This is a genomic window from Vibrio sp. R-1 (genome assembly GCF_035615595.1).
Taxonomy (GTDB): Bacteria; Pseudomonadota; Gammaproteobacteria; order Enterobacterales; family Vibrionaceae; genus Vibrio; species Vibrio cholerae.
Window position 1 is genome coordinate 17,702 of the sequence record NZ_WPDC01000044.1, and the last position, 11,756, is coordinate 29,457.

General features: G+C 49.0%; 12 protein-coding genes. 5 read left to right on the forward strand and 7 right to left on the reverse strand.

Annotated features, from left to right (window positions below; all coding sequences use genetic code 11):
• Nucleotides 1–45 precede the first annotated feature (45 nt).
• From GOU96_RS10825 to GOU96_RS10845, 5 genes are all read left to right on the forward strand, one after another.
• Complete coding sequence (locus GOU96_RS10825; RefSeq protein WP_000914639.1) at nucleotides 46–945, forward strand: DUF3943 domain-containing protein; 900 nt, start codon at nucleotides 46–48, stop codon at nucleotides 943–945.
• A 266-nt stretch (nucleotides 946–1,211) separates the two neighbouring features.
• The gene (locus GOU96_RS10830; RefSeq protein WP_001089202.1) at nucleotides 1,212–1,724 is read left to right on the forward strand and encodes a glycine cleavage system protein R; all 513 of its coding nucleotides are present in this window, start codon (nucleotides 1,212–1,214) and stop codon (nucleotides 1,722–1,724) included.
• A gap of 230 nt (nucleotides 1,725–1,954) precedes the next feature.
• Nucleotides 1,955–3,565, forward strand: coding sequence for a methyl-accepting chemotaxis protein (locus GOU96_RS10835; RefSeq protein WP_267782408.1), 1,611 nt, complete (start codon nucleotides 1,955–1,957; stop codon nucleotides 3,563–3,565).
• Between the two features lie 92 nt (nucleotides 3,566–3,657).
• Nucleotides 3,658–4,008 (forward strand): DUF2750 domain-containing protein, encoded by a 351-nt coding sequence (locus tag GOU96_RS10840; protein WP_181710889.1) that lies wholly within the window; start codon nucleotides 3,658–3,660, stop codon nucleotides 4,006–4,008.
• Nucleotides 4,009–4,186: 178 nt separating this feature from the next.
• The gene (locus tag GOU96_RS10845; protein WP_001177584.1) at nucleotides 4,187–4,762 is read left to right on the forward strand and encodes a nucleoside triphosphate pyrophosphohydrolase family protein; all 576 of its coding nucleotides are present in this window, start codon (nucleotides 4,187–4,189) and stop codon (nucleotides 4,760–4,762) included.
• A 384-nt stretch (nucleotides 4,763–5,146) separates the two neighbouring features.
• On the opposite strand, the gene btuD is transcribed toward GOU96_RS10845, so the two are convergent.
• From btuD to cobT, 7 genes are all read right to left on the reverse strand, one after another.
• The gene (gene btuD, locus GOU96_RS10850) at nucleotides 5,147–5,902 is read right to left on the reverse strand and encodes a vitamin B12 ABC transporter ATP-binding protein BtuD (RefSeq protein ID WP_000621844.1); all 756 of its coding nucleotides are present in this window, start codon (nucleotides 5,900–5,902) and stop codon (nucleotides 5,147–5,149) included.
• On the reverse strand, nucleotides 5,889–6,884 hold the full coding sequence (btuC, locus tag GOU96_RS10855; protein ID WP_000345513.1) for a vitamin B12 ABC transporter permease BtuC: 996 nt from the start codon (nucleotides 6,882–6,884) through the stop codon (nucleotides 5,889–5,891). Before btuC ends, btuD begins: the two co-directional genes overlap by 14 nt.
• Nucleotides 6,885–6,964: 80 nt before the next feature.
• Nucleotides 6,965–7,993, reverse strand: a complete 1,029-nt coding sequence (locus GOU96_RS10860; RefSeq protein ID WP_267782403.1) for a succinylglutamate desuccinylase — start codon at nucleotides 7,991–7,993, stop codon at nucleotides 6,965–6,967.
• A 315-nt stretch (nucleotides 7,994–8,308) separates the two neighbouring features.
• Nucleotides 8,309–8,911 carry a histidine phosphatase family protein gene (locus tag GOU96_RS10865; RefSeq protein WP_267782400.1) on the reverse strand — a complete coding sequence of 201 codons (603 nt, stop codon included), beginning with the start codon at nucleotides 8,909–8,911 and terminating at the stop codon, nucleotides 8,309–8,311.
• Nucleotides 8,912–8,917: 6 nt separating this feature from the next.
• Nucleotides 8,918–9,457 carry a bifunctional adenosylcobinamide kinase/adenosylcobinamide-phosphate guanylyltransferase gene (cobU, locus tag GOU96_RS10870; RefSeq protein WP_267782397.1) on the reverse strand — a complete coding sequence of 180 codons (540 nt, stop codon included), beginning with the start codon at nucleotides 9,455–9,457 and terminating at the stop codon, nucleotides 8,918–8,920.
• An 8-nt stretch (nucleotides 9,458–9,465) separates the two neighbouring features.
• Nucleotides 9,466–10,251: an adenosylcobinamide-GDP ribazoletransferase gene (locus GOU96_RS10875; RefSeq protein ID WP_248431731.1), complete on the reverse strand. Its 786-nt coding sequence runs from the start codon at nucleotides 10,249–10,251 to the stop codon at nucleotides 9,466–9,468.
• On the reverse strand, nucleotides 10,251–11,276 hold the full coding sequence (gene cobT, locus GOU96_RS10880; RefSeq protein ID WP_060779502.1) for a nicotinate-nucleotide--dimethylbenzimidazole phosphoribosyltransferase: 1,026 nt from the start codon (nucleotides 11,274–11,276) through the stop codon (nucleotides 10,251–10,253). Before cobT ends, GOU96_RS10875 begins: the two co-directional genes overlap by 1 nt.
• Nucleotides 11,277–11,756 lie beyond the last annotated feature (480 nt).

The following is an 11,756-nucleotide window of genomic DNA, read 5'->3' on the forward strand; positions in this document are numbered from 1 at the left end:
GATAATTGTGACCCTGATCGACATATCACCTAACTGGAGACATCTGTGCTCAAGAAAAACATCACCTCAATGATGTTGTTGACATTTTCCGCCTGCGTAAGCGCACAGCAACAAGATGTGAACTTCAAATCTGATTTTACCTATCCATTGAGCTGTGAACAGAACGGCTGCTATTCAAGCAATTATTATACCGACTCTGTTGGTAACCCTTTTTCTTTGAGTCTCAATGATGCTTCTTCACTCAAGCTCGATGAACCTCTTCCCAAATATTTAATGGTGCAAGACACCCGTGACTGGGATTATCTGAAAGGTCAAACCTATACCATTCTCGGCCTGAGTGTTATGACCGCAGGATTGATGACTTTACTCCCTGAGTCCATCACAAAATGGGACGCAGAAGATCGCAAACTGAGCGGCCTTGGTAAAAAGTGGAAAGATAATGTTACCTCAGGCCCAACTTGGGACCGCGACGAACATTTTCTGAACTACATTATGCACCCATACTTTGGTGGTGTTTATTACACGGCGGCGCGTCATGCAGGATTCAACGAGTTCGAATCCTTCCTCTACTCGGCCACCATGTCGACGTTCTTCTGGGAATATGGGGTTGAAGCTTTCGCAGAAGTCCCCTCGTGGCAAGATATTTTCATCACCCCGTTTTTTGGTGCTGTGGTCGGTGAACTGATGTTTGAAGCCGAACAAAATATTGTGGCTAATGGGGGTGAAGTCATGGGCTCCGATACTATGGGTGGCGTGACCCTCTTCTTCCTCAACCCAATCGGTCATATTCATGGCTGGGTGAGCAGTGCTTGGGGAGGCTCTGCGGATGTTTCTTTCCAAAGCAGCCCTTGGTCAAACAACCCAGATGCAGCCAAATATGCGCTGGATGCAGGTGCTCCATACGATTCACAGTATTACGGCGTCAATTTTAAAATCACCTTCTAATCTGTGCGACAGGCTATACCTAAGGTATAGCCTGTCTGCATTATTCGGCTTCACGTTTCCTTTCACCCTCTCCTCGCAAGAGAACCAAATAACCTAAGTTTGAAGCTCAGTGCCAGCCAGAAGGGGGATAAATCTGTGGCGCAAGTAGAATTATTGTCCTTCCGCTGAGACTCCCTGTCCAAAAATTGATTTTGGTCAATTCCACCCCAAGTTAACCTCCTACACTCAAAGAGCGAGCAACGCGAATTCCTTGTCAGGAGGCCAACATGAACAGCACATTTATTGTGAATTTTGTCGGAAAAGCAACGCCTGCCACCATAAAGCAACTGGCAGCCGTCACTCACGAAAATGGAGGTAAGTGGCTCATCAGTAAGGTGAATTTCATTGAAGACAGCGTTGCTGCTGTGATCAAAATTGAATTACCTGCAGACAATGCCAGCACAGTGAAGCAAGCCTTCCAAACCTATCCCGGTCTTTTGGTCGAAATTACCGATGCCGATCCGCATGTCCATAAGAGTGATGCGGTCTATCAGGTCAGATTGGATGCCAACGATCGCGCAGGGATCGTGAATGAAATAACTCATCTGCTTGATGGCCAAGGTATTAGCATCTTAGATATGGACTGCCAACGTGTGTTTATCGCCGGCGGTGGCGGTATCAGCTCAAGCCTATTTACGGCCAATGTCGCTATGCGTCTACCAGTGAATATTGAAATCGATGACGTCATCAATGAGCTTGAAGCGTTAAGCGAAGATACTCGCGTGACGCTCGAAGCTTAACTCTTTTCATCCCATCCTAATGAGGGAGGCTTAGCCTCCCTGCTTGCGTTTGAGTTATTGCACTAACTCTCATCAAATAGTTGAGCTGGTTAACAAAATGAACTGAGGCCAGTGGCAAATCAGCCGTTGTGAACCATCCTTTTATTAGTCCTTATCGGCCTATTCATTCAAACAATAACCTAGCCGAATAAGACCATAAACATTACAGCGCTCAGTTAGGTGGTAACGTCATGTTGAAGCTAGAGAATATCAAGGTCAGTTATAAACTGGCCGCTATTGTCATCGTCGGTATTGTTGGATTTTTGAGCCTGCTCTTTATCTCTGCCAATGCCCTAAAAGAAAACTTGGTTGCTGAGCGTGAAGCGCGTTTGAAAGCAGTGATTCAAAGCACCCTCTCTCAGGTGGCTTATCTCAACCAAACCCTACCCAAAGAACAAGCTCAAGAACAAGCCAAAGCCCTGATTAACGCGCTACGATTTGATGGCAACAACTACATGTTCGTGATTGATGAATCACGCTACACAGTGGTACACCCGATCCGTCAGGATCTGGTTGGTCAACAGATGGGAAATCCGGGTAAAGATACAGAAGGTCAATTCTGGTTCACCATGATCGACTTAGCGCGCAATGGTCAACAAGGCTCGTTGATCTACCCTTGGAAAAATCAACAAGGCAACCCTGCCGATAAACTCTCGTTCGTCAATGGCTTTGCGCCTTGGGGATGGATTTTAGGCTCAGGCATGTTGTTGGACGATATTGAACACGCGGTTTACCAACAGTTCCTCAGAATGGGTTCCGCCACCCTCATAGTAACGCTCGTTATGATAGGTCTGGGTGTTGTGATCAGTCGTGCGGTGATTCAACCACTCGATACCATCAAAGATGTGATGAAAAAAGTTGCCCAAGGCGATCTCACCGCACAGATTCCTGTGCTGGGTAAAGATGAGCTTGGTATTGTTGCCCAGCGCATCAATAACAGTATTGCCGCCGTACATGATGCCTTGGTTGAATCCGTACAGTCCGCCTCTTCTGTCGCGGAAGCGGCGATCCGCATCGCCTCCTCTGCAGAAGAAACCAGCCAAGCCGTGGTTTCACAACGTGACCAATTAAGCCAACTTGCCACCGCAATGAACCAGATGACCGCGACCGTGGCTGATGTGGCAGGCCATGCAGAAGACACCGCGCGCGATACCCTCGATGCTAGCAAAGAAGCGAACCTAGGAGATAAGGACGTCCATTCGAGCGTAGACAGCATTCGCGCCTTATCGGTTGAACTGGGCGTTGCAACTGATCAAGTGAATAAGCTCAAAGAAGGGGTGATGCAAATTAGCGAAGTCACCTCGGTCATCAGTGGCATTTCCGAACAAACGAACCTTCTTGCTTTAAATGCGGCGATTGAAGCGGCGCGAGCGGGCGATCAAGGTCGCGGCTTTGCTGTGGTCGCCGACGAGGTACGGAATTTAGCCAGCCGAACTCATCATTCCACCGATGAAATCCAAACCATGATTAACCGTCTGCAACAACTGGCGGTAAGCACAGCCAGTGCGATGCAAAAAAGCCAAGCATTGGCGGCTAACAGCGTGGCAACCGCAGAGAATGCGGGCAGCGACTTATCTCTGATTGTGAATCACATTCAGCACGTCAGCGACAAAGCCACTCAGATTGCCACCGCAGCGGAAGAACAAAGTGCCGTTGCCGAAGAGATGAACCGTAACGTAAGTGGCATTAATGATGCGGCGCTGGAAATGTCGCAAGCGGCCACTTATTTAGCAGAAGAGAGTGAAAAACTGGCTGACTTGTCACGGCAACTCGACCAAAAACTGACGGCCTTTAAACTGTGAACTCACTCTTTTTATGAGCAGACAGAGATCGGCATGGGCATTCTTCGATGAAAGTGCTACCCTTACGGCATTATCTACTGCGAGAGAATAAAATGAGCAAATTAACGGCAGATATCGAAGCGAATCTAGCGCTGTTTATTCAAGAAACCCAAGAAAGCCAACTTGTTTGGGGTTTACGCAATGAAGAAGGTTGGCTCTCTTGTGAGTCGACTGAATTTGAAGAAAGTGAAGTGATGCCTTTCTGGTCATCCAAAGAAGATGCGCAAATTCATAATGTTGAAGAGTGGGCTGACTTTGAAGTGGTAGAAATCCCGCTGGATATTTTTGTAGAAGATTGGTTAATCACTCTTGATGAAGATGGTGTTCTGGTCGGAACGAACTGGAATGCCAACCTCGAAGGTAAAGAATTAGAGCCATCACAACTGGCCAAACTCTACCTATAACCTATTCCCTATGTAGGTTAATCGGTATTTCGGTTCTCCCTACCGATAAGGCGCATAATTGCGCCTTTTGTTTTTTCTCACTTTGTTTTTCAATCCTTTGATTCATGTGCTGACGTAGCCCCGCTGCACAAGCTTTGTTACACTTGCCCTCCTGTTAAACCCCATTCGGAACGCAAGCATGCAATTAACTAAGCTGACGCAAGAGATCTTCGACCACTTATACCGTGATATCAGTGAATTCCGCCAAACCTTTGATCTGCCTGTCGCTGCACCACAGACCTTAAATTCCCAGGCTGACACCTTACACACTTCTTTGGCGATTGAAGAGCTGACTGAGCTTGCCCAAGCCGACAATAAAACCGAACAAGCGGATGCGATTGTGGATACCGTCTATGTGTTGATGGGAAGATTGGTGCATTTAGGCCACGCTAAGGTAGAAGACAATCTAGCGATCAGCTATTTGATTGACCTACTTTTGCATGTCGCGGCCAACTTAAATATCGACTTTCTTCCATGCTGGGATGAAGTACACAGCTCCAACATGAGTAAAGTGTGTCGCAGTGAACAAGAGTATTTAGATACTGAGAAATTCTATGCTGAACAAGGTGTCAAGCTAATGGCGGTTCATCAAGGTGAGTACATTATTGCCAAATGCGCAGAGGATTTTATCTCTGAGTCTAAAACCGTGCGTCAGGGCAAAGTGCTGAAGTCGGTTTATTACCGCCCTGCTAACCTCGCAGCACTCACTCAGTAATCAGCCTCTGCTTTACCTTGGCAAGATATCGAGTATCCAGATAAAAAAAGGCCACCTTAGTCACTAAGGTGGCATACTGCGTCTGATTGGGGCCAATCAGTTCAGCACAAACTCAATACTCTTATACCAAGGCACCATTCAGGAGAGAGTGCCAAGGGATCTGCCGAAGAGTGATGAGCCTAACAAGAACGAGAATGTATCAAATCTAGTGTTGCGAATTGTGTGCCAATATTTTTTCCTTGCGTTAAAAAACACAACTCATTGATAAATAAACAAATACCAAAACACTTTCTCGCCTATTCTTCCAGCAACATGCGCTAAAACAGTGCTCCATGCGCCATGATTGGTCAACTCAGCACCTGATAAGATGCTGGCGTCTTAGGCTCAATCGAACAGCAAGTGAGGATGCCCTTCCAGTTCCACTCGGCGAATTGACGTACCAAACACGGATTGCAGCACTTCTTGAGTCAGCACCTCTTCCGCACTTCCAGCACGGTATAGAACGCCACGACTGAGCAGTAACACTTGATCAGCGTGACGCAAAGTGCGGTTAAGGTCATGATTGGCCATGATCACCGTTAATCCCTGCCCTGCCATGCGCTCAATCAGACGATACAACAGGCTTTCTTGCGCAATATCCAAGGGTGCCGCTGGCTCATCCCAAATCAGTAAACGCGCAGAAGGATTCAAAACCGGTGAGACCTGTAGACAACTTCCGGCTAGACGCACACGCTGCCATTCACCACCAGAAAGCTGGTGAATCGAACGGTGTAGTTTGTCATCAATATTGAGTAAACGGCTGATCTGATCGATTTCGCTGGCCACTTCCGAGCGTTCTAGGGCTACGTTCGCAGGAACCGACAGCGCCAAATATTGGAAAACGTGCAGTTGAAAGCTGGGTTTATCATTTTGTGCCAGATAAGCGCGATGGCGGGCGAGTTCAGATAAGCTTGCTTGACTCACGTCTAAGCCACCAACCTGCACAGATCCAGAGAAAGGGATCATCCCCGCTAAAGCGGCAAGCAAGGTGCTTTTACCACAGCCGTTGGGGCCAATCACATGCCAAACTTCGCCAGCGTTAGCCTGTAATGACAACGGCAGCAGACGAGAATCCACCTGTAAGCTGTTAACACGAATCATGGTTTCTCACCAACATCCAGATAAAAATGGGCGCGCCCAGAGTGGTGGTGACTACCCCCAATGGCAATTCGCCGCTGCCCAGCGCCAAACGCGCAATCAGATCCGCACTCACCAGTAATAAAGCGCCGCACAGAGCAGAAAGTGGCAGCAATAGACGATTTTCCGAGCCTAGCGTTAAACGCAGCAAATGAGGAACCACTAACCCAACAAAACCGATCACTCCCCCTAGTGCGACGGAAGCCCCGACCAGTAATGCGATAGCGAGAATGAGCCGCCAGCGAACACGATGAATATCGACTCCTAACTGTTTGGCATGCCCTTCACCAAGCATCAGCTTATCCAGAACACCACCTTGCAAGACAAGCCAAATCACGACAGGTACTGCCACCAAAGAGAGGAGATGTTGATACCAACTGACGCCTGCGACACTGCCCATTAACCAGTACATCAGTTGACGCAAACCAAGGTCATCACTGAAATAGAAAGCCCAAGTGACTACCGCGCCAGACAAAATCCCCAATGCGACCCCGACCAGTAATAGCCTTGCGGTGGTCAAGCGTAACTTACGAGCCATCACCACCAAGAGCAACGTAAACAGCAGCGCGCCCAATACCGCGGCCGCCATAAAAGCCACGGGGGAATTTAAACTCGGGAAAAACAGCAGCAGAATTACCATCGCCACGCTTGCACCACCCGATACCCCCACCACGCCCGGCTCAGCAAGCACATTGCCTAGCAACACTTGTAAGGTGGCTCCTGCCACGGCCAGAGAAGCCCCAATCACCGCCGCAGCCAGTAATCTTGGCAAACGCAGTTCCCATACCAACTGCTGTTCGAGAGAAGACCAAGCGGAAAAAGGAGATAGCCACAGTTCTCCCACCAACAAATAAAGGACACACACACTCAAAAACAGCCCGATCAGCAGATAACTGCTGCGCTGCCAGCGTTGCTGTTTATGTTGAAGCAGTCGATGAAAATCCATCTTGTCGTTCATAGAAAAAAGAATGGCCTAACCTTACCGTTAAGCCATTTAAATAGAAAGGAGATCATGGCCAAGCAAGATCAGTCGTACACCAATTGGTCATCTTCATAGCGCGTGTTCACCTTACACACCATCAAGGCGGCGCGCTGGCCAATGGCCACTTTACGGTTCGGGAAAACAATCGCTTCCCCTTCATTTTTCGCCATTAAAGGCTTATCGCCATCGTGACCAAACACTTCCCCATGCATAAAGGCGGTGAAGTTTTCCACGTCGTCACTGAAGCGAAAATCAAAATCGTCGTGCAGACGCACTATGGTGCGACTGACTCGGTACATCACCGTTTTTCTCGGTAAGTGCTCGGGTTTATGGCGAGAGATGAGATCTCGCATCGCCAGATCAAAGGCCAACAGACGGTCTAATAGATTTTCACCTAAGCGTGCCACTTGACCAAGCTCTAAGGTCAAGGCTTGCGCAGCATAATGCTCGGCCGAATACCAACTAAACGTACTGGAAGGCGCATTCGATAGCATCACGGCTTCAATATGGGCTTGCTCGATAAATTGCATCAGGCTACGGCTGCGCACCGGATGACGCGCTTTCGGGCTTACTGCAAACGAATAGTGTTTCGAGCCACGAATGGCACAGTGCAAATCTAGGTGCCAACGCGAGTGCTCGTCCGTGTTAGCAAAAAACTGTTTAAGCAGAACTTTGAGGTTATCGGCAATCGCCAGCTCAGTGCTCGGAGTGTGGGGCTTATCATCAAATAAGCGGTTGAGATTCTGCTCAATAAAACGGACATGGCGCACCGTGGCTTGCGGGTGCGCCAGAATAAATAAGCAGCGCTCAGCAACGGGTTGAAATCCGCTGACGATATCGTCAATCCATTTATCCAGCAGTTCCATAGGTGCGGTTTCATCACCATGTACCCCACAGGAGATCACCATATTTTTTGTCGCCGCGTCCGTTTGAGCTGGGATCACTTCCAACACGCCACGTTGATGCAGCTTTAAGGTCACACCCTGCTCTGTACGTACGGTTTGCGCGACCATGGGATGGTCAAGATCTAAGCTGTCGGAAAGAAAAGATTGGCGGAAGAGAGACTTCGTCATGCGCTACTCCTTTATTGCACAGCGGTATGTTAAGAAATTGTACGAACAATTTATGCCAAGATGATCGCACTTATCATCACCCATTCAATATCCGTGGTCGTTAACGGCACTCTACCCAAACGACTTGGAGTTGCAGGTGGAGAGTGATCCCCCATCATAGAAATACTCAGTGATTGGGGTGAGCGAATATAGCCAACACCGCTGCAGCTTCAAGTAGCAAGGAATAGATCTTTTTATTCCCAGCCAGACGACGATATAGGCGCGGATTCTACCACTAATTCAATAAGATGCTCCATATTCAATTCGCTTTATGGGCTAACGGCAAAGCGCATTTCCGATGCTGGTCACGCTCACTATCGGTGGCTCACCGGGATAAAGGACAAGATCAGTCACCGATTGATGAGGAATGGTTAACCGAGTATGCCAGTGTGGGTTGCGCCAATCGACACCCAATACGTGTGCCAAAATCAAACGTATGGTTCCTGCATGGCAGATGATAAGCGTATCGCTCTCAAGCTTAGGTAACCATTGTTGCCAAGCTTGACTCACTCTTTGATAGGCCATAGCGAGAGGTTCAGCTTGTGGCAGTGTGTTCTTTGCGGGATCTTGCCAAAAGGCATCCAATATTGGCCATTGAGTCTCTAAGTCGGCAAAACTTTGTCCATCCAACTCACCAAAGTTAAGCTCTTGGAGCTGCGGGTCGAAATCGAGCATGATGTACGGACGAGCCGATTGGAGCAATCGCGCCAAATCAGCGCAGCGACATAAGGGGGAGCTTATCACACGAGTAAACGGTAAAGTGCTTAATTGGCTGGCTATCGCTTGTTGCACGCTCGGCTCCACCGCGACATCCGTTATACCATTCAGGACTGCAGGGCCTTGTGTTTTGCCGTGACGCAGTAACCAAATTCGGATCATGCCTTGCTACTCGCCTTTTAAACGCTGTGGCAGACCCGCCACGACAAACGTTACCGAATCGGCCAATGCCGCGATTTTCTGGTTCATCCATCCCCCGTGGTCAACAAACATGCGAGTTAATTCGCCCATAGGTACGACTCCCATACCCACTTCATTGCTGACCAAGATAATGTGAGCTGGGGTTTGAGCCAATGCAGCTAACAGCGAATCGACATGCTGATCAATCCGCGCTGCGCAGAGCGCAGCTTCGTGTTCAAAAAGCAGATTATTGAGCCATAACGTGAGGCAATCGACTAACACCACATCCTGGCGTTGAAAACGAGTTAACGCCTCAGCCAAAGCCAGCGGCACCTCATGTTCATTCCACTCTGCGGTTCGTCGGGCTTGATGATGGGTAATACGCTCGCGCATCTCATCATCTAAGGCCGTGGCGGTCGCCACATAATGCAAGGTTGCCCCCAAAGCTTGTGCGGTTTGTTTGGCGAGTAACTCTGCGTAACTCGATTTACCACTACGGGCACCACCTAAAACGAAATGAACCGTCACTTTGCCCCCTAAATCATCACTTCATGCTGTAAAAAAGCAAGCAAGATCAGATAGATCAGAATTTCCATCAACTGCTGTGCGGCGCCAAGGCAATCGCCAGTAAAGCCACCCAAACGTCTGATAAGCCATTGGCGGAAAATCTGTCTGAAAATCAAGCTGACGGCGATCATCACTCCAATAAACTGCCATGAGAAGTAAAACAGTGTCGCTAAGGCGGTAAGGGATAACACGGCCACATCCGTACCCGACTGCTGCTGCGCCAGCGGCTTACTTTTACTGCTGTCGGTATCGGAGACATAAGGCGTATTACGAATCAAAGACGCCGCCACCGCGCGGCTTAGGGTATAAGCCAGCAACCAAACAGGAACCAGTGAAGTAAGATCGGCCAATTCGGTGAGTAGCAAATATTTACCCAGCAAAACCATAATCAAAGCGCTAGAGCCATAAGTGCCAATGCGGCTGTCTTTCATGATCTCTAGACGGCGCTCAGCCGTCATACCACCGCCCACACCGTCAGCCATATCCGCTAAGCCGTCTTCATGAAAGGCACCGGTCAATAACAAGCTCAACACCATGGTCAAAAACACACTGATGTTGGTAGAAAAAAGCTGCGTCGCGAGCGAGTAAACCAAAGCGCAAATCGCCCCGAGCAGGAGTCCAACCAGAGCAAAATAGCGCCCAGCTTGATTCATTCGCTCACTGCTATAAGGCAAACTCACCGGCACAGGAATGCGTGAGAAGAAGCTCACGGCCAGCAAAAACAGCTCCAGTTGATAACGTAAAATGGCCGCCATTACACTGTGACTCCTGCATCAGCAAAACTGGCCATGTGGTTGTAAAACTCCACTGCAGCACGAACAAGACCCAGCGCCAACACAGCTCCGGTACCTTCACCTAAACGTAAACCTAAATCCAACAGTGGCTCTGCGGCCAGCATTTCTAATACTGCGCGGTGCCCCGTTTCTTGTGAGCAGTGGGCAAACAGCAAAAAGTCTCGTACATTCGGCTCGATTAAGGTCGCAACATAAGCGGCAACCGTCACAATAAAACCGTCCACCAGCACTGGGGTTTGCTTTTCGTATGCGCCCATAAATGCCCCGACCATTTGGACAATTTCAAACCCGCCGACTTGCTGCAAGACATCTTGTGGCGCAGCGCCTAAACAGCGCTCAACACCTTGGGTAACCAACGCTCGTTTACGTTGGTACTGCTCATCCGTAATGCCGGTGCCACGTCCAACACACACTTCAATCGGCAAGCCGGAGAGTGCCGCCAAGATTGCTGCTGCACTGCTGGTATTGCCGATGCCCATCTCACCAAACATCAATAGATTACAGCCCGACTCAACTTCACGATGAATCAACGCCTTGCCAAGTGCGATTCCCTCTTGCACCTGCTCTGAAGACATGGCGGCTTGCTCGGCCAAATTATGCGTACCCGCACCAAGACGCTGCTCAATCAAATCCGCGTGAGCGGGCTGAGCTCGCAAAATACCGCAGTCAATCACCCGCATGGCGGCGTGTTCAGTACGACAAAAACAGTTGATGGCCGCGCCGCCCGCGAGAAAGTTTTGCACCATTTGCTCAGTCACTGCGCTTGGCGCAATACTGACACCTTGCGCAGCGATGCCGTGATCGGCGGCAAAAACCAAAACGGTCGGCTGATGAATCGCCAGTTGAGTTACCGCTTGAGCTTGGTTTTGGCTTTGGATAAGTGCTAAATGATGCGCAACGCGCTCAAGCTGCCCTAGCGCCCCGATTGGCTTGGTTTTTTGATCGATTCGTTGTTGGATTTCGGCGCTGAATGAGCGATCTAACATGCGGGCATCCTTACTTCTTTTTAAGGCATGAAAACAAATGCGGCACAGTCTACTCGCTCTGAACAACAAAGCAAAAGCCTTCACTTATTTTGCCTACTACACCACACTCTCAGCGCAAACGACTTGCCGCCGCGTCTGACATTGGTCACGACATCCAATATACCCACACTACTTGGAGTTACAGCTTCAAGTAGGAAGGCGATAAGACGGATATAAGCATTTGAACCAGTCTGTTCTATACTTTGGTACAAATAGTGCTTCATCTTTTAATGCTTCAGTTTGGTTATCCTGTTTTAACGTTGTCTCTTGCTTGAGACACCACAAGGAGCTGTACCATGATTGCTAACCAAAGATCACCGAAACCAAAGCCGAATAAACCTGCCAATAAAAAAGGCAAGCGCGTACCGTTTGCACTGACCTAATTCCATTGAAAAAGAAATGCCCATCAGGCCTGCGGAACACAGACCTGAGGGCATGAGC